Consider the following 19,054-nt stretch of genomic DNA (forward strand, 5'->3'; position numbering starts at 1 on the left):
TTTAAGTAGTAAAAGAGAGGGGATTATCAATGTTGACGAAGTTTAATCTTCACCGTGTATATTAACCTTAATCCTCTCTTTTGTTCTTTCTGATTATTTATCTAATTTAATGAATTGTAAACTTAAGACGTGTATAATTAATTGCTAGTACAGGCTTACTTACGAAAATCCTCGCGGATTTTCTATTCAGTTTGTATTTGCTAAATTAGTTGCTTAAACACGCAACGAAATCATACACAAACACGTTATGTGCAACTTAAGACATACTGACAATCATAATTTTTCTAGTTTAGCAAAACCTACTGTCTTTCTATAATTATCGGGAGAAACACCTACTTTCTTCTTGAAAAACCTACTAAAATAAAATTCATCGTCATACCCAAGATTAGCTGCGATTTGTTTCAAAGGTTTTGAGGTTAAATATAGTTCGCGTTTAGCCTCTATAATAATTCTATTAGAAATTAACGAACTAGGTGTTTGCTGTAAATATTTTTTCACAATTCCAGCCAATGTTTTAGTGCTAACACATAAAACATCTGCATAATCTTTCGGAGAGTGTAACTCAGAATAATTCTTCTCAATAGAATCTACTAAATTTTGCAATATTTCAGATTGATCATCAGAAAATTTTGGCACTATATCTTTATTGGATTGTTTTTTTTGTCTCACAGCTTCTATTAAAAACACCTTTAAAAAAGCCACAAGAACCTCATGCTGAGCAATAGAATCTCTATCCATTTCTTTTGAAATTTGATCTATAAGGTTAAAAAACAACGCTTTTTCAGAAATTTTAAAATGTGGTAATCCATGAAAGTTGTTAAAAAGAATGCCCTCTGTTTCAATTTCATTTTGATGTCGATATGTACAAAAAAAGTCAGGGTGAAAATTTAATAACCAGCCTGAACAAGACTCTTCAGAAGAAATCATAAATGGTTGATAAGGTGACAAGCAAATCATTTGGTTGCCTTGTAATTCATAATTAGAAACATCTACATTTAACTTGTAATTGTTTCCTTTTAGTAAAATAATAGAATAATAATTTTTTCGCTGTAAATGGTCAAATTGATTAAGATTTTCAAACCTTTCTAGTCTAAATGCCAGTTCACCATTTTGCTTATCAATAATAATTTGAGCCATAAGAGTCTATTTCTTCTTTAATGTTACGTATTAAAAAGAAAGGAGTGTTTGTTACACTCCTTTCTAAAGATAACAATTATTTCGAAGCTATGATGTTTATTTTTTGAATTGCTGATGCTTCAAAACCATCTAAAAGAACAGGCGCATTTTCCATAAGTGCTGCTGCAACTTTCCCTGTTAAATGTGTATCTCTACCAGAATCATCTGCAAAAGTATCAAAGATTGCATATGTAGTAGCATCTATTTTTATAGCATACCAAGATAAAGTTTTTGGCTCGTCACCAACTAATTGTTTGCCGACATTAAGGAAGTTTTCAACATCTGTTGTCTTTGCTTCTTTAGATTTCATAATAACAAGCAAACCCTTGTTTTGCAATCCGGATTTATGATTAGATGCTAATACATCTACTGCTTGAATATCTGTGCTAGGATCAAAGTTCTCTAATAAATCACCTGCATTTGCTAATAATGCCTTCGCAACTTCGCCTGTTAAATGTGCTTGTCTTCCTTCTTCTACTTCAAAAGTATCATAAATACCAAAAGTATTATTATCTATTTGAAAGGCAAACCAAGATACTGTTTGAGGTTCTTGATTTACTAATGCTAATCCACCAAGTAAGAAGTTTTTGACGTCTTGTTCTTTTCCTGTTTTTGCTTTCATAATTACTAATAATCCGATAGTTTCTTTTTTTGTACTGTTCATAATGTTTGTGTTTTTAGATTTTGAAAATGTTTGAATTGTAAATCCTAGTAGAAAAACTAGGAATGCTAATTTTAATGGAACTTTAGTTTTCATCGTTTCTTGTTTATTTGTTACAGTGCAAATTTGAGACGAAACAAAAGACTATGGAATGGATGTTTATTACTAACGCATGGACAATTTTCAAAAAAAGCAATACTATTGAATCCAGTATGCACATAACATGCGTATAAACCAAATTAAAAACACTTAACCCATTAATTTTTAGAATACATAATATTCCTATTTTTCTTTTCAAATGAAAAGAACTTTCCGAGGTTCCGGGCTCATGCGTTAAGAATGGCAATGGCATCCTTTTTTAAGCCAATCTTCTGGTTTGATGTTGCCTATCAATTTTTTTTAACGGACCTCTTACACACTGCTGTAAAATTAACATGGATATGGCAAAAATGGATGCAGATTTTTTTAAACGGTTTTAATTTACAAAACTTCGGCTCTTTAAAATTTATTTAATATTAGTTCTATACATTGATTGCCATGCAATGAAATTTCAAAACTTTGATTTCAGTTGGCAGAACAAGCCATATTAACAAGAAATCTACAGGCCAAAATAACGTCTTTTTATTTCTGTAATATTATCTTTACACCTAAAGTCTAAACACTAAATGAATGAATTTAACCATAGATAATATACTTTTAATTGGCTCTTTATTACTTCTTATCAGTGTTCTTGCTGGTAAAACTTCCTATAAATTTGGAGTACCCACTTTATTACTCTTTTTAACAATTGGAATGTTAGCCGGTTCTGACGGTATTGGAGGTATTCGTTTTGATGACCCAAAACTTGCTCAATTTATTGGTATGGTATCACTTAATTTTATTTTATTTTCAGGTGGTCTGGACACCAATTGGAAAGCTGTTAAACCCATTCTTCGTGAAGGTATTGCCCTTTCTACATTAGGCGTCTTATTTACTGCTGTTTCGCTTGGTTCATTTGTTTGGTTTATTACTGATTTCACTATTTATGAGAGTTTATTATTAGGCTCCATCGTATCTTCCACAGATGCCGCTGCCGTATTTTCTATTTTGAGATCAAAAAGTCTAGCATTAAAAACAAATTTAAGACCCACTTTAGAGTTAGAAAGTGGAAGTAACGACCCAATGGCGTATGTTTTAACAATTGCATTTTTAACCTTGGTTATTAACCAAGACCAAAGCTTTGTATCTATAATTCCATTGTTTTTTCAACAAATGATTTTTGGTGGTCTTGCGGGTATTCTCTTTGGAATATCAAGCAAATATATCATCAACAAAATAAAACTGGATTTTGAAGGCCTCTACCCTGTTTTAGTTATTGCTTTGATGTTTATTACATTTTCTGCAACTAATTTTATAGGTGGCAATGGGTTTCTTGCCATTTACATTTGTGCCGTTTATTTAGGCAATCAAGACTTAATACATAAAAAAACCATCATGAAAATGTTTGATGGTTTCGCTTGGCTAATGCAAATTGTACTATTCCTGACTTTAGGTTTGCTTGTTTTCCCTTCACAAATTATCCCATATATGGGTATTGGACTCTTGATCTCGTTATTCCTTATAGTTATTGCGCGACCCATAGGTGTATTTCTCAGTCTTATATTTTTCAAAATGAAAATGAAAAGAAGGTTTTATATTTCTTGGGTTGGTTTGCGTGGCGCGGTACCAATTGTATTTGCAACTTATCCACTTTTGGCAGGAATTGATAAAGCCAATATGATTTTTAACATTGTATTTTTTATTTCTGTTACGTCTATTTTAATTCAGGGAACAACGCTTTCTATTGTTGCAAAATGGTTGGGTGTAGGCATACCAGAAAAGCAAAAAAAGCTGACTACCACGGATATGCTATTGGCGGAAAACCCCAAAGCGGAAATGAAAGAATTCCAAATAACATCAGACTGTTATGCTGTTAACAAGAAAATAGTGGAATTAGGCTTCCCTAAAAACGCAATTATTGCAATGATTAAAAGAGATGACAGCTATATTATTCCAAACGGATTAACAAAAATTGAGACAAAAGACATTCTTATTGTTTTAGCAGATAAACCCAAAATTTTTGATGAAGTTTACAGAAATCTGAAATCACAATAAATTCTTTAGATCAATCTATATTATTGACATTTTAGCATCTCAACTTGCTAACTATTGAAGTGTTAAATTTTATGACTAGCCGTAAGCGCGTTAAGGATGGCAATGGCATCCTTTTTTTACGTCTAAACGTAAAAAGAGATATAATGGACAGCCTGACTTTTTACGCCAAATCCCTAATTTAATGTTGGAAACGGCATTTTTTAGCGTAAAAAGGAACGCCCAAAAAAAATAACAGCACATTTTTGTAACAAAAACTGCTTTGCTTACGTATAACTATATAGAACACGTTGTTCGCACAATTTAATTAGAGAAAGAACGTACATGAGACAACTTAAAATTACCAAGCAGGTTACCAATAGAGAAACTGCTTCGTTAGACAAATATCTTCAAGAAATAGGAAAAGTTGACTTAATTACCGCAGACGAGGAAGTAGAATTAGCACAACGCATAAAAGCGGGTGATCAGGTGGCTTTAGAAAAGTTAACCAAAGCTAATTTACGTTTTGTAGTTTCGGTGGCTAAGCAATACCAAAACCAAGGTTTAACGTTGCCAGATTTAATTAATGAAGGAAATTTAGGCCTTATTAAAGCGGCTCAACGTTTTGATGAAACGCGTGGTTTTAAATTTATTTCGTACGCTGTTTGGTGGATTCGTCAATCTATCCTACAAGCTTTAGCGGAGCAATCACGTATTGTGCGTTTACCGCTAAACAAAATTGGATCTATTAACAAGATTAATAAAACCTTTGCTTTCTTGGAACAAGCACATGAGCGTCCACCAAGTGCCGAGGAAATTGCCAAAGAATTGGATATGACGATTAACGATGTTAAGGAGTCTATGAAAAATTCAGGGCGTCACGTAAGTATGGATGCGCCTTTAGTGGAAGGTGAAGATAGTAACTTATATGATGTATTAAATTCTGGCGAATCACCAAATCCAGACCGCGATTTATTACATGAATCCTTACGTACAGAAATTGAACGTGCTTTGGAAACTTTAACACCTCGTGAAGCGGACGTAATTCGGTTATACTTTGGTTTAGGGAACCAACACCCAATGACGTTAGAAGAAATTGGTGAAACCTTTGACCTAACACGTGAACGTGTAAGACAAATTAAAGAAAAAGCTATTCGTAGATTGAAACATACGTCTAGAAGCAAAATACTGAAAACTTATTTAGGATAAGTTTAAAAGCAACAAACAGTTACAACATAACTGTTCGTTTTTTGATTGATGAAAGAACCCAGAGCTGATTACTCTGGGTTCATTTTTTATATTATATTTCCATCTCCCCAAAGGAAAAATTTTGAGTCTACCCCTAAATACTATTTGAAAATGAAGGACTTTTAAAAGACTTTATTACCTTTACCGAAACATCAAAACAACACATAATGAACGCAAAAGTAATAGCACCTTCTATGCTTGCTGCCGATTTTGGCAACTTACAACGTGATACTGAAATGGTTAATAATAGTGATGCCGATTGGTTTCATATAGATGTCATGGATGGTCATTTTGTACCGAATATTTCTTACGGCTTCCCTATTATTCAAGCCATAAAAAAGCACGCTACCAAGCCATTAGACGTCCATTTAATGATTGAGAAACCGGAACGCTACATTGAAGAATTTGCTAAAGTCGGTGCGGATATTATTACAGTTCATTACGAATCTACGGTGCATTTACACCGAACCTTAACCCAAATTGAAGATGCTGGCTGTAAAGCGGGTGTGGTATTAAATTTAACAACACCTATTAATGTGCTGGAAGACATATTGCCAAAATGTTATATGGTATTATTAATGTCTATAAATCCAGGTTTTGGAGGTCAGAAGTTTGAAGATATTACCTACAATAGGATTAAGAAATTACGCCAAATGATAGATGAGCAAGGTTTAAATACACGTATTGAAATAGATGGAGGCGTTACGGATAAGAACATCAAGCAATTGGTTGCAGCTGGTGCAGATGCTTTTGTTGCCGGAAGTCATGTTTTTAAAAGTGATAATCCTACGGAAACAATAAAGAAGCTTAAAGCACTTGCTAACGGATAAAAAAATACGTGTAAACGCATAAAAAAGCTCCTTTCGGAGCTTTTTCGTTTTTAAATAATTAGTTAGTTAGTTTAAAATTGTTCTATTAAATAGTTTATTAGGTCGGTTGTGGTAACAATACCTACTAGTTTATCATGGTCTACAACTGGTAAAGCGTGGAATTCTTTAACTGCTAAAATTTCAGCTACTTCTTTTATAGTTGTTGTGGAAGGTACACTGACTAAATTTTTAGCCATGACCTGCTCAATAGTAAACATATTGTAAACCACTGTATCTACAGAATCATCTTCTTCATCTACGGCATCTGCAAAACTAATACGCAATAAATCGGTATAGCTTAACATACCTTTAATGGCATCACCACTAACCACAGGAATATGACGTATTTTTTTAGTTTTAAACAGCCTTTCAGCTGTTTCTAACTCATCGGTGTGATTTAATGTAATGACTGTTTTAGTCATGATTTCGGAAACTGGTGTGCGTTTTTTCATAGTACTTGATTTTAAATTGTTTACTAAAAGTACGCAAGATAAACAGCAATAAATATGATAAAAATCAGCTAAAAGGATTAATAACCTTCGAAATTAAAATTAAGCATTTGTTTGGTTTTAGCATATACTCTCGGGAATTGAGAACGAAACTCTTTTGGTGTTTCAATAAAGGTTTCAATAATAACCGCAACAAATTCGAAGGCATTGGTATACGCGTAATTTCGGATATATCCGGAGTTCAATAAGCGCTGTCGCAACTCGGTTTCTTCAGCTAATACGTTTGCTAATTCTTTAAAAGTGTCCGCAAAAATGGTGGAACTAGCATCTCTGTTTTTTAAACTATTGAAATGGATAGCATGTGCAAATTCATGAATACCTAAATTAAGATTATCATTGGAAACCGAGTAGCCTTCTACAAAATGCTCCCAGGATAAAACTAGCGCCTGCATCCTGGGGTTAAACTCACCTTTATGATGGGCGTCATTGGTTTCTGAATAGTAAGCCGAAGGATAAATAATGATACGCTTAATCATTTTTAAACTGTAATCCCTAAAACCGAATGTAAGCATTATAGCTGTTGCCGATGTCATGACAATCATTTCGTCCGTGAGATCTAAATTATCACGACTCACAAATTGTTTCGATTTTATGAAGAATGCCAATCGGTGATGAAACACCCGTTTTTCCTTTTCAGATAAGCGTTGATAAAACCGGAATTCCGATTGTAAAAGCTGTTGTTGACTAGCAGAAAGCTTTCTGTATGGTGGTACCAAATAGCGATATAGTGGTTTCCGTTTGATTAAAACATACCCTATATCAATCATATTAATAAGGGCATAAAATACAAATGAGGAAAGCACAACCACTAGGAAAATTGCCATGACAACATAAAACAAAGGAATTTCGTCAGGCTTAAACATAAATGGTTCTTGGGATTGTAGGTTTATAAATTTAGGTATTTCAATATACAAATAATGCGCAACTATTTATAGAGGTTTAAATATCTACATAATACTATTACATATGCTCAAGTAGATGGTTATAAAAACAAAAACCACACCCATAATCTCAAGAAAACTTGATTTAAAGTGCGGTTTTATCGTAGTGACCTCGAGAGGGTTCGAACCTCCAACCATCAGAGCCGAAATCTGATATTCTATCCAGTTGAACTACGAGGCCATTATTTGTTACTATTATTTGCTTTTATCTTATTTTTTATAAATTCTCTTCCAACACCAGTTTTAAAAAACCGTTCTCTTTCTATGGCTTCTTCCCTTGTCTTGAAAGATTCGAAATATACTAATTCCCAAGGAATATAACCCTTTGTAGACTTGGTTTTACCAGAATTATGTTCCAACAGTCTACTAGCTATATTATCCGTGTGACCTTTATAGCGTCTTCCATCTACTTCGCTCTTTAAAACATATGTATAAAACATAATTGCCTAAATTTGATATTCCCTGCCTGCTGGCAGGCAGGTATCCAGTTGAACTACGAGGCCATAAATTCCTGCGAAAGCAGGAATCTATATTAAAAATATTTAAGACAACTTAGCCTTTACAATATTTGAAATTGTTTTTCCATCTGCTTGACCTGCTAATTCTTGACTAACAATGCCCATTACTTTTCCCATATCTTTCATACCTTCTGCCCCAATACTGTCAATAGTTGCAACTACAACTGCTTCAATTTCTTCATCAGATAGGGCTTCTGGTAAGAACTGACTGATAACTTCCGCTTCATCAATTTCTGGCAGCGCTAAATCTTTTCTATCTTGTTCTAAATAAATAGCGGCACTATCCTTACGTTGCTTAACAAGTTTTTGAAGTATTTTCAACTCCTGTTCCTCGGTTAATTCGGTTTGAGCTCCTGATTCTGTTTGCGCTAAAAGAATAGCAGACTTAACAGCACGTAAAGCGGTTAATGCCGTTTGGTCTTTTGCTTTCATGGCGGTTTTCATAGCCGTCATTATATCTTGTTGTAAGCTCATAATAGGAAATTAATTGTACCGCGAAGATAACAAGAAAAATAGATTTTGACCGTGATGAAAATGATAAAAATTTCAAAAAGAAAACCCGAAATAACAAAATTTGCTATTTCGGGCCTTCATGAAGTTCAAACACTAAACTTAATACTATTTTTAATCGACGTTATCGTGTAAAAACGAATTGTTATTTCGTATTTGCATATCGTCGTTATCATCTAAACTGATACTGGTATTAGAAATATTAGAATCTGATGAATGTCTAGATTCGTCTAAATTTACACCTTGACGCTTATAAGCTGGTACACGCTCAATGTCATCAATTTTCGCACTATTAAACTTATAATTGAAGTTTTTCATTTTAAGTCTGCGTTCTGCAGCACGTTCTTTTAGCATTTCAGAAATAGGCGTATGAATGGGATCAATTTCTTCACCAGATACAGCGTCTTCCGCTTGTTCCGTGTGTAAGGTTTTCTTCTCAAAAACAACTTCTGAATCCTCAATATCAAGTTCCTTTTTTTGCTTGGTTTCAACTTGAGTCTTGGTGTTCATGCTAGATTCTGCTTCAATATAATCATCTAAAGCATACCGAACTTCACCATTTTTATTGGATTCGGTTACGGGAATTATTTCAACATGATCTGTAACGTCTATTTTTTTTATATTTTCTTCCAGTTCATGCACTACCATATCATCAGCCTTATTTTCAATCGCTGAATTACTAAATGGCATATCAAACGTTAAGGTGATTTGTTGCTCTTCTTCAGGCTCTTCAAAAACGGTTTCTGACGTAACGTCTGCAGCAGGATTGGCATTGGTTATTACAAATTCATCCGAACTCACATCAGACAACACATCCTCATGGGTTACATTCATATTTCGAATAGCATCGGTTGTTTTAATCAAACCCGTTCCTTCATCTTTTTTAGGTTCTGGTGATTTTAGCACTTCTAAATCCTCCAAATCCAAGGTGTGCTTAACCACTTTAGGCTCTACCTTTTCTTCAAAATCAATGCTTGGCATAATAATAGCCGGCTCACGTTCTTTACGTGTTAAGTCTTGCTCCATAGACTGCTCGTCTTCTAAAGCATGAATGACTTTTTTAATTTCGGTATTAGAAATTTCATCTTGTTGTTCAATGTCGAAACCCGTTGCAATAATGGTTACTGCAATAGATTCGCCCAAACTTTCATCCTCACCAACACCCATAATAATATTGGCGCCATGTCCAGCTTCATCTTGAATATGATCATTAATTTCACCTATTTCATCAATTGTAATTTCTTGTATTCCAGATACTATTAGCAGCAATACATTTTTAGCACCTGTAATTTTGTTATCGTTTAATAATGGTGAATCCAAAGCTTTCCTAATAGCTTCTTTTGCACGATCTTGACCAGAGGATTTTGACGAACCCATAATAGCAGTTCCACTATTACTTAAGACTGTTTTAGCGTCACGTAAATCAATATTTTGTGTGTAGTGATGCGTAATAACTTCGGCAATTCCACGTGCCGCAGTTGATAGGACTTCATCAGCTTTTGAGAACCCAGCTTTAAAGCCTAAATTTCCATAAACCTCACGCAGTTTATTATTGTTAATAACAACGAGTGAGTCTACAACACTTCGTAATTTTTCAATACCAATTTGGGCTTGTTCATTTCTCATTTTACCCTCAAAATGGAACGGCATGGTAACAATACCAACGGTTAAAATGTCTAACTCTTTAGCCATTTTAGCTATAATTGGTGCGGCTCCTGTTCCGGTTCCACCACCCATTCCAGCGGTAATAAAAATCATTTTTGTATTGGTATCCAACATGCGCTGCAAGTCCTCAAAACTTTCAACGGCAGATTGCTCGCCAACATCCGGATTTGCACCTGCACCTAAACCTTCGGTTAAGTTTAACCCCAACTGAATTTTATTTGGAACACCACTGTTTTGAAGGGCTTGCGCATCGGTATTACAAATTACAAAATCAACACCTTTAATCCCTTGTTGAAACATGTGATTAATGGCATTACTTCCGCCGCCCCCGACGCCTATTACTTTGATAACATTTGATTGATTTTTAGGTAAATCAAAAGAAATGTTTGTTTCGAATTCTTTGTTGCTGCTCATGAATTTCGTTTTATATGTACTTAATTATTGTCTTATTTATTATTCTTTTCTTGTGGTTGCCTTACTCGGCATTGTCTAAAAAATCTTTTATACGTTCTGAAAATTTGTCCAAAAAAGATTTTTTTGGTGGTTTTGGCTGCTCCTCTATAATTTCTTCTTCTTCTTCCGCTTCCGGTTCATTTATAGATTCCTCATAAGCGACTTCCATTTTTTTACGTTCTTGTCTTTTTAAGCCGTCCATGACTAATCCAACAGCTGTTGCATAAAGCGGACTCGTAACTTCATCGTCACTATTACCAGCTAAATGCTCGTTTGGAAAACCAATTCGGGTATCCATACCCGTTATGTATTCTACCAACTGCTTTAAATGTTTTAGTTGTGCGCCACCACCTGTTAAAACAATACCTGCAATTAGCTTTTTCTTTTGTTCTTCGTGACCGTAATTTTTTATCTCTACATAAACTTGCTCCACAATTTCCACAACACGTGCATGGATAATTTTAGATAAGTTTTTTAAGGTGATTTCTTTCGGTTCACGACCTCTTAATCCAGGAATAGAAACAATTTCATTTTCCTTATTTTCACCTGGCCACGCAGAACCAAATTTTATTTTAAGCAATTCGGCTTGTTTTTCAATTATAGAACAACCCTCCTTAATATCTTCTGTAATAACGTTACCTCCAAATGGAATAACAGCTGTATGACGAATAATACCATCTCTAAAAATGGCTAAATCCGTTGTACCACCACCTATATCTATTAATGCGACACCGGCTTCTTTTTCTTCCTGACTTAACACAGCATTTGCCGATGCTAAAGGCTCAAGCGTAATGCCATCCAAATTTAATCCTGCACTTTTAATACAACGACCTACATTTCGGATAGATGATACTTGACCAACTACCACATGGAAATTAGCTTCCAGTCTGCCACCGTACATACCCACTGGCTCTTTAATTTCCGCCTGACCATCCACTTTATATTCTTGTGGCAAAACATGAATTATTTCTTCACCAGGAAGCATGACTAACTTATGTACTTGGTTAATCAGTTTTTCAATATCTTCATCGTTAATTACCAGTTCGGAATTAGCACGCGTTATATAATCGCTGTGTTGTAAACTACGAATATGCTGACCTGCAATACCAACCGTTACATTTTCAATTTTAACATCGCAAGCCGCTTCTGCTTCTTGCACTGCTAATTGAATAGACTGAATGGTTTGTGTAATATTATTTACCACACCACGATGCACACCTAAACTTTTAGATTTTCCAATACCTAAAATCTCTACTTTTCCATATTCATTTTTACGACCAATCATAGCCACAATTTTTGTGGTTCCGATATCTAATCCTATTGCAATAGTTCCTTCCATGATTTAAGATTTAGTGCACACTACTTGGCTATCAAACTGCAGATTCACCTTACTGTAATTATTCAATATCTTTTCTTTAAATGCCTTTTTATAAAAGACTTTTAAATTATTTATTTTCTTATCTAATTTTTCTAAACCGCCAACATATACTTCAAAAGCGCATTGTCTTAACCGCAGTGAGATACTTTTGTCTTTATGCTGATGAATGCTCGTGACATGTTTACTTAAAAACGCATCATCTTTAACTTTCATTGCCATTTCATACACGTTTTGAAGGTCGTTTTTTGACACATCTCCTGTAACAAGTGGCACTCTAGCTGTATAATTTGTTGATAACGGCATGTAATTCCCGGCATCATCAATATAAAAAGACGCCGAATGTTCAACTCGGGCTATCGGTTTTTTTTGTTCTACATCAGCAACTAAACGTCCGTTAACATCAATAAACACTTGGGCTGACTTAATCATTGGATTAGAATTCAGGGCAGATTCCAATAAATTCAAATCTATGGTTTCTTTAGGCACATTTTTAGTACCTCCTTGATTTACTATTAACAATTTACTAACAGTTTCATGTGTAATAAACAGGTTATCCTCTCCATTGAAATTAATTTCCGGATTACTCACCAAACGTTTGTCATTTTTCTTGGAAGAAAATGCAAATAAACCGACTACTAGCATTAGTAGAAAGAACATCTTTATATAGTTCCAATTAATTTTCATGATTCAAAGCTTGTTTTATATGTTTTACTTGTTCGCCAATATCGCCAGCTCCAATTGTTAAAATAACATCTGCTTGACTTGCTTTAACTTTGTTAATTAAATCAGATTTTGAAATGAGTTGTTTATGCGCATTCGTCATTTTTTCTAATAACCACGATGCTGTAACACCTTCAATTGGTAATTCGCGTGCTGGATAAATGTCCAACAACATCACCTCGTCAAATTGTGATAGACTCTCTGCAAAATCTTCAGCAAAATCCCGGGTTCTACTAAATAAATGGGGTTGAAAAATAGCCAAAACCTGTTTTCCAGGATACATTTCTCGAACCGCCTGATGTACGGCATTTATTTCTTCCGGATGATGGGCATAGTCATCTATATACACCAAATCATCTTGTTTTATATGATATGAAAACCTACGTTTTACGCCTTTGTAAGACGCTAAAGCTTTGACGATCTGTTGGTGAGGGCAACCATATTCTACAGCCATCGCCAAGGCTATTAGTGCATTAGACAAATTATGTCTACCAGGTAGGTTAAATTCTAAATTTTCAAGTATCGTTTTTGGTGTTTTTACATCGAAAATATACGCACCGTTTTCAATTTTTATATTTTGAACGGAATAATCCGAAACATTTTCAATACCATAAGTAAGTCCTGAAATTGGTAAACCATTTTTTACAAATAACGTTCCACCTTCCTTTAATTTATGCGCAAAATCGTGAAAGGATTTTTCCAATTCAGAAGCATCGCCATAAATATCCAAATGATCCGCATCCATGGATGTGATACACGCTATATTCGGTGAGAGCGTTAAGAAGGACCTATCAAATTCATCGGCTTCTACAACGGATACCTCCGTACCATTTAAAATTAAATTCGAATTGTAATTCTCACTTATACCACCCAAAAATGCCGTAACAGGAACATCACAAACATTCATTATATGTCCTAAAATACTGGTTGTTGTTGTTTTTCCGTGTGTACCTGCAACTGCTAAACAGAAGGTATTTTCGGTAATTAATCCCAATACTTGAGAGCGTTTTAAAACGCGATAACCACTATTATTAAAATAGGCCAATTCCTTATGATCTTTTGGAACAGCAGGCGTATAAACCACTAACGTGTTGTTACTATTCAATAAATAATCTTCTAAATTAGCTACTGTATCTTCAAAATGAACTGAAATACCTAAATCAATTAATGCTTCCGTAATGTCGGAAGGTGTTTTATCATATCCCGACACGCGTTTACCATTCGCATGAAAATATCGAGCAAGCGCACTCATACCGATACCTCCAATACCAATGAAATAGACGTTATGTATAGAATCTAGATTCATTTATTCGATTTATTTAATAGCAACTCTACTTCATCAGCAATATGAGTCGTTGCATCTACCATAGCTAACTTTTTTATATTATCGCCTAGCATTTGTTGCTTTTCTGGTGCAATAATTAATTGGGTGAATTTATTTTGAAAATCCACTTCCAAATCATTTTCTGTTATTAATATAGCTGCGTCTTCATCTACAATTGCTTGCGCATTTTTTGCTTGATGGTCTTCGGCTACATTAGGGGACGGAATGAATATAACCGGTTTGCCAACAATGCATAATTCCGAAACCGAAATTGCACCTGCACGCGATATAATAATATCGGCCGCCGCATAAACATAAGCCATATCGTTAATAAACGCATGAACTTGGATGTTTTTAGTGTTTCCGTAAATTTTGTATTTATCATAATACAACTTACCACACTGCCAGATAACCTGAATATTATGGGTTAATAAGAAATCGAGTTCCTTTTCAATCAACTCATTAATCCGTCTAGCTCCTAAACTTCCTCCTAAAACAAGAATGGTTTTTTTATCTTTTTCAAGCGAAAATTTCCCGAAAGCATCATCCCGTTTTTTGGCAATATGCAACAAGTCCGCTCGCACTGGATTTCCCGTTTTTATGATTTTATCTTTAGGGAAAAATCGTTCTAGTCCATCATAAGCCACACAAATTTTATCAGCCTTTTTGGCCAATAACTTATTGGTTATTCCAGGGTATGAATTTTGTTCTTGAATTAAACTCGGGATGCCTTTTGATGTAGCAATCTGCAATAAAGGACCACTAGCAAAGCCGCCAGTTCCAATTACCACGTCTGGCTTGAATTCGGTAATTATTTGGCGTGATTTCCATAAACTACTTATCAGTTTAAAGGGAAAACTTAAATTCTTCAACGTTAATTCTCGTTGGATTCCAGAAATCCACAAGCCTATAATTTTATAGCCCGCTTGTGGTACCTTATCCATTTCCATACGGTCTTTTGCGCCTACAAATAAAAATTCAGCATTTGGAAAACGCGACTTCAATTCGTTTGCAATAGCAACAGCTGGATAAATATGACCACCTGTACCACCGCCTGAAAGAATTATTTTGTATGTCTTATTCGTATTTGTCACTACTCTGTGTAATTTCTTCTTATTAAAGTGTTTCCGTTAAAATATCCAAAGGATTCTCTTCGCGTTGTTCACTATTTACTATTTCTTCTCGTTTTGCACTAACGCTTAGAATAATTCCGAGCGCCAAACAGGTCATCCAAATAGATGTTCCTCCACTACTTATTAAGGGCAAGGTTTGGCCTGTAACTGGAAATAATTGTACTGCTACAGCCATGTTTATTAAGGCTTGGAAAACAATAGGCAAACCAACACCTAAAACAACTAGTTTTCCGAATATGGTTTCCGATTTTTGGGAAACAATAACAATTCGAAACAATAAAGCCAAATACAAAAATAACACGGAGAAACCACCAATTAATCCGTACTCCTCCACAATGATGGCGAAAATAAAATCGGATGATGATTGCGGTAAAAAGTTTTTCTGATAACTCTTGCCAGGCCCAACGCCTTGCACGCCTCCAGTTGCAATGGCTATCTTTGCTTTTTCTATTTGATAATCTTCTTCTGTAATGGCATCATCGGAAAAACTTTCCACACGACTCATCCATGTATCCACACGGTTTGGCATAGCATCTGGAAAGGCTTTTGCCGTTAACACAAAAAGCGTTAAGGCTAGGATTCCCAAACCAATTATAATTCCTAGATACCGAACCGGATAGCCACCCAAAAACACAAGGATTACAACCATACTGAACATAATAGCAGCCGTTGAAAAGTTGGCTGGCAAAATTAGTGCTAGCACAAAAAACACAGGCGTCCAAAGTGGCAGAATGGATTCCTTAAAGGTGATTACTCGATCCTTAATTTTAGCCATATAGTGCGCCACATAAACCATGAGCACCACAAATGCAAAAGTAGATGTCTGAAACGACATACCTACCACCGGTATTTGAATCCAGCGACTCGTGTTGGTTCCAGCGCTGGATGACCCTTGCATAAGCGTTAAAACCAGCAACATTAAAACTACCGGTAACAGCAAAATGGAAATAGCTCGAAAATACTTGTAAGGCATTTTATGAACTATAAAAACAATTAAAAAGCCTAATACCAAATGCATAATGTGACCAAAAAATATGGAGAATGTCCCTTTTCCAGCACCATTGTACGCTAAATTACTAGCCGCACTATAAACTGGTAAAAAGGAAAATATAGCCAATAGCGCCACTATTGCCCATAGATATTTATCACCTTTTATGTTTTTAATAATTGGATGCACTTGTTTTCTTTGTTATCTCTATTACCTTTTTAATCACTTTGCAATACGCTAAATGAGACTTCTATTTTTATAAATTTCTTACCGATTCTTTAAATTGACGACCACGATCTTCATAATTTTCGAATAAATCGAAACTTGCACAAGCTGGAGATAGTAAAACATTATCACCTGATTCTGCAATTTTATAAGCAATCTTAACCGCTTCATTCATGTATTGAGTTTCCACAATAATATCAACCATGGATTCAAAATTCTCAAACAATTTCTTATTGTCAACACCTAAACAAATAATAGCTTTTACTTTTTCATTGATAAACGGAAATAACTCTTGGTAATCGTTGCCTTTATCTTGCCCTCCAACAATCCAAACGGTTGGTGCGTTCATACTTTCTAAAGCATAATAAGTAGCATTAACGTTGGTGGCTTTGGAATCGTTGATGTAATTCACTTTATTAATTTTCAAAACCTGCTCCAAGCGATGCTCGACACCATGAAAATTCTCTAAACTTTCACGAATGGTTTGTTTTCTTATTTTTAGTAAGTGCGCAACGGTAGACGCTGCCATAGCGTTCTTAATATTGTGTTTTCCTTGTAATGCTATATCCTTTGTTGGCATAATTATTTGATTGTTATCTATTGTTATTTTTAGTGTCTCTTTTTCTAAATACGCGCCATTTTCTATAATTTTCGTTAATGAAAACGGCAATAATGTTGATTGAACTGGGTATTTTTCTAGCCAATTGGTGATGACTTCATCATCGGCATCATAAATCAAATAATCTTCAGATGTTTGATTCATGGCAATTCTAAATTTTGAGGCGATATAATTATCAAATTTATAATCATACCGATCCAAATGATCTGGTGTTATGTTTAGTAAAACAGCAATGTGTGGTTTAAAATGAACACAATTATCTAATTGAAAACTGCTAATTTCCAGCACATAGCTTGGGAAATTATTTTCCAAAACTTGCTTAGCAAAACTGTCGCCAATATTTCCGGCTAAACCAACTTCCAATTCTTGTTTTAACACATGATGTGTTAATGAAGCTGTTGTTGTTTTGCCATTGCTACCAGTTATCCCAACTAAGGTTGCTTGAGTATATTGCGATGCAAATTCAATTTCAGAAATTACTGAAATACCTTTTGCTTTAAGTTGCTTTATAATTGGAACCGTATCTGGAATCCCAGGACTTTTTACAACTAAATCAGCATTTAAAACCTGTGATTCTGTGTGCTGCTCAGACTCCCATTCAATCTCATTATGTTTAAGAACGTTTATATATTTCTCTTTAATTTTTCCTTTATCTGAAACAAAAACCTCAAAGCCTTTTGCTTTTCCTAAAAGTGCTGCTCCTACACCACTTTCTCCTCCTCCTAATACGACTAATCGTTTCATTCTAAATCAGCGCTTTTATTTGCTATCTAATTTTTAGGGTTACAATGGAAATAATGGCGAGTAAAATGCCAATAATCCAAAAACGTGTCACTATTTTGCTTTCATGATAACCTGATTTTTGATAGTGATGGTGCAAAGGCGCCATTTTAAAAACTCGCCTGCCCTCACCATATTTTTTCTTAGTATATTTAAACCAACTAACCTGCATGACTACAGATAGATTTTCTGCCAAGAATATTCCACATAACACCGGAATTAACCATTCTTTTCTAACGGCAATGGCTATAACTGCTATAATTCCACCTATAGTTAAACTTCCTGTATCTCCCATAAATACTTGAGCTGGATAAGCATTATACCAAAGGAATCCAATGAGCGCGCCAACAAAAGCGGCTATATAAATGGTAATTTCTTCAACACGCGGTATGTACATAATGTTTAAATAATCTGAAAACACGATGTTACCAGAAACCCATGCAAAAATGCCAAGGGTTAATACTATAATTGCCGAAGTTCCAGCTGCCAAACCATCAATACCATCGGTAAGGTTAGCACCATTTGAAACAGCAGTTATGATAAAAATGGTTACTAGAATAAAAATAATCCAGGCATACTTTCCTAAATCTGGGCTTATCCATGTAATTAAATCGGCATAATCAAATTCATTTTCTTTAACGAATGGAATGGTTGTTTTTGTTGATTTTTCTTCTAATTGAAACAGTTTTGACGATTCTACTTTTGGATTAGCCGCCAATATTTCTTGCTGTTGTTCTTGCGGTAATTTCTCTTTTAGAGTAACATCGGGATGAAAATATAAAGTGGCACCCACAATAATTCCTAAACCAATTTGACCCAACACTTTAAATCGGCCTTTTAATCCTTCTTTGTCATTTTTAAATTTCTTGATATAATCATCAATAAACCCAATAGTTCCCATCCAAAGTGTGGTTATAACTAATAGAATGATATAGATGTTTTCTAATTTTGCAAATAACAAAACAGGAATTAAGGTTGCTAGAATGATTATAATTCCACCCATAGTTGGCGTTCCAGCTTTTTCTACTTGACCATCTAAACCTAAATCGCGAATGGTTTCACCTACTTGCTGTTTTTGAAGAAAGCGAATAATTCGTCTCCCAAAAATTGTGGATATCAACAAGGATAATATAATAGTCACAGCCGCTCTAAAGGTTAAGAAACCAAATAAAGCAGATCCCGGAAAATCATAATATTTGTCTAAATATTCAAATAGGTAATACAGCAT

Annotated in this window: 17 protein-coding genes and 1 tRNA gene; 3 read left to right on the top strand and 15 right to left on the bottom strand. The window is 34.7% G+C overall.

The window, feature by feature from the left end; genetic code table 11:
- Positions 1 to 273: 273 nt before the first annotated feature.
- Both ACFPH8_RS00005 and ACFPH8_RS00010 read right to left on the bottom strand, forming a co-directional pair.
- Positions 274 to 1,137 (bottom strand): helix-turn-helix domain-containing protein, encoded by an 864-nt coding sequence (locus ACFPH8_RS00005; RefSeq protein ID WP_376857867.1) that lies wholly within the window; start codon positions 1,135 to 1,137, stop codon positions 274 to 276.
- Between the two features lie 76 nt (positions 1,138 to 1,213).
- Positions 1,214 to 1,933 carry a putative quinol monooxygenase gene (locus tag ACFPH8_RS00010; protein ID WP_260098522.1) on the bottom strand — a complete coding sequence of 240 codons (720 nt, stop codon included), beginning with the start codon at positions 1,931 to 1,933 and terminating at the stop codon, positions 1,214 to 1,216.
- A gap of 573 nt (positions 1,934 to 2,506) precedes the next feature.
- On the opposite strand from ACFPH8_RS00010, the gene ACFPH8_RS00015 reads away from it, so the two are divergent.
- The 3 genes from ACFPH8_RS00015 to rpe all read left to right on the top strand — a co-directional run bounded on the left by ACFPH8_RS00015 (position 2,507) and on the right by rpe (position 6,024).
- Positions 2,507 to 3,970, top strand: a complete 1,464-nt coding sequence (locus tag ACFPH8_RS00015) for a potassium/proton antiporter (protein WP_376857868.1) — start codon at positions 2,507 to 2,509, stop codon at positions 3,968 to 3,970.
- A 321-nt stretch (positions 3,971 to 4,291) separates the two neighbouring features.
- Complete coding sequence (locus ACFPH8_RS00020; protein ID WP_092205627.1) at positions 4,292 to 5,155, top strand: sigma-70 family RNA polymerase sigma factor; 864 nt, start codon at positions 4,292 to 4,294, stop codon at positions 5,153 to 5,155.
- Between the two features lie 206 nt (positions 5,156 to 5,361).
- Positions 5,362 to 6,024 carry a ribulose-phosphate 3-epimerase gene (rpe, locus tag ACFPH8_RS00025; RefSeq protein ID WP_376857870.1) on the top strand — a complete coding sequence of 221 codons (663 nt, stop codon included), beginning with the start codon at positions 5,362 to 5,364 and terminating at the stop codon, positions 6,022 to 6,024.
- A 71-nt stretch (positions 6,025 to 6,095) separates the two neighbouring features.
- Here the strand turns inward: rpe and ACFPH8_RS00030 are convergent, their stop codons facing one another.
- The 13 genes from ACFPH8_RS00030 to mraY all read right to left on the bottom strand — a co-directional run bounded on the left by ACFPH8_RS00030 (position 6,096) and on the right by mraY (position 19,054).
- Positions 6,096 to 6,515, bottom strand: coding sequence for a CBS domain-containing protein (locus tag ACFPH8_RS00030; RefSeq protein WP_248395806.1), 420 nt, complete (start codon positions 6,513 to 6,515; stop codon positions 6,096 to 6,098).
- Between the two features lie 77 nt (positions 6,516 to 6,592).
- Entirely contained in the window at positions 6,593 to 7,435 is an 843-nt protein-coding gene (locus ACFPH8_RS00035; protein WP_248395808.1) for a zinc-dependent peptidase, read from the bottom strand.
- Between the two features lie 185 nt (positions 7,436 to 7,620).
- Positions 7,621 to 7,694 (bottom strand) — tRNA-Arg (locus ACFPH8_RS00040).
- A 1-nt stretch (position 7,695) separates the two neighbouring features.
- Positions 7,696 to 7,953 carry a GIY-YIG nuclease family protein gene (locus ACFPH8_RS00045; protein ID WP_248395810.1) on the bottom strand — a complete coding sequence of 86 codons (258 nt, stop codon included), beginning with the start codon at positions 7,951 to 7,953 and terminating at the stop codon, positions 7,696 to 7,698.
- Positions 7,954 to 8,055: 102 nt separating this feature from the next.
- Positions 8,056 to 8,505: a GatB/YqeY domain-containing protein gene (locus ACFPH8_RS00050; protein WP_248395812.1), complete on the bottom strand. Its 450-nt coding sequence runs from the start codon at positions 8,503 to 8,505 to the stop codon at positions 8,056 to 8,058.
- Between the two features lie 150 nt (positions 8,506 to 8,655).
- Positions 8,656 to 10,620 carry a cell division protein FtsZ gene (gene ftsZ / locus ACFPH8_RS00055; protein ID WP_248395814.1) on the bottom strand — a complete coding sequence of 655 codons (1,965 nt, stop codon included), beginning with the start codon at positions 10,618 to 10,620 and terminating at the stop codon, positions 8,656 to 8,658.
- 61 nt (positions 10,621 to 10,681) lie between these two features.
- Positions 10,682 to 11,998 (bottom strand): cell division protein FtsA, encoded by a 1,317-nt coding sequence (gene ftsA, locus ACFPH8_RS00060; RefSeq protein WP_248395816.1) that lies wholly within the window; start codon positions 11,996 to 11,998, stop codon positions 10,682 to 10,684.
- A gap of 3 nt (positions 11,999 to 12,001) precedes the next feature.
- On the bottom strand, positions 12,002 to 12,721 hold the full coding sequence (locus ACFPH8_RS00065; RefSeq protein ID WP_376857873.1) for a cell division protein FtsQ/DivIB: 720 nt from the start codon (positions 12,719 to 12,721) through the stop codon (positions 12,002 to 12,004).
- Complete coding sequence (gene murC, locus ACFPH8_RS00070) at positions 12,711 to 14,063, bottom strand: UDP-N-acetylmuramate--L-alanine ligase (protein WP_376857874.1); 1,353 nt, start codon at positions 14,061 to 14,063, stop codon at positions 12,711 to 12,713. The genes ACFPH8_RS00065 and murC overlap by 11 nt, the downstream gene beginning before the upstream one ends.
- Positions 14,060 to 15,175: an undecaprenyldiphospho-muramoylpentapeptide beta-N-acetylglucosaminyltransferase gene (murG, locus tag ACFPH8_RS00075; protein WP_376857876.1), complete on the bottom strand. Its 1,116-nt coding sequence runs from the start codon at positions 15,173 to 15,175 to the stop codon at positions 14,060 to 14,062. The genes murC and murG overlap by 4 nt, the downstream gene beginning before the upstream one ends.
- A 22-nt stretch (positions 15,176 to 15,197) precedes the next feature.
- The gene (locus ACFPH8_RS00080) at positions 15,198 to 16,391 is read right to left on the bottom strand and encodes an FtsW/RodA/SpoVE family cell cycle protein (RefSeq protein WP_376857878.1); all 1,194 of its coding nucleotides are present in this window, start codon (positions 16,389 to 16,391) and stop codon (positions 15,198 to 15,200) included.
- A 67-nt stretch (positions 16,392 to 16,458) separates the two neighbouring features.
- Positions 16,459 to 17,790 (bottom strand): UDP-N-acetylmuramoyl-L-alanine--D-glutamate ligase, encoded by a 1,332-nt coding sequence (gene murD, locus ACFPH8_RS00085; protein ID WP_376857879.1) that lies wholly within the window; start codon positions 17,788 to 17,790, stop codon positions 16,459 to 16,461.
- A gap of 22 nt (positions 17,791 to 17,812) precedes the next feature.
- Positions 17,813 to 19,054 carry a phospho-N-acetylmuramoyl-pentapeptide-transferase gene (gene mraY / locus ACFPH8_RS00090; RefSeq protein ID WP_248395831.1) on the bottom strand — a complete coding sequence of 414 codons (1,242 nt, stop codon included), beginning with the start codon at positions 19,052 to 19,054 and terminating at the stop codon, positions 17,813 to 17,815.

Source organism: Bizionia hallyeonensis (assembly GCF_042657385.1).
GTDB classification, from domain to species: Bacteria; Bacteroidota; Bacteroidia; order Flavobacteriales; family Flavobacteriaceae; genus Algorimicrobium; species Algorimicrobium hallyeonense.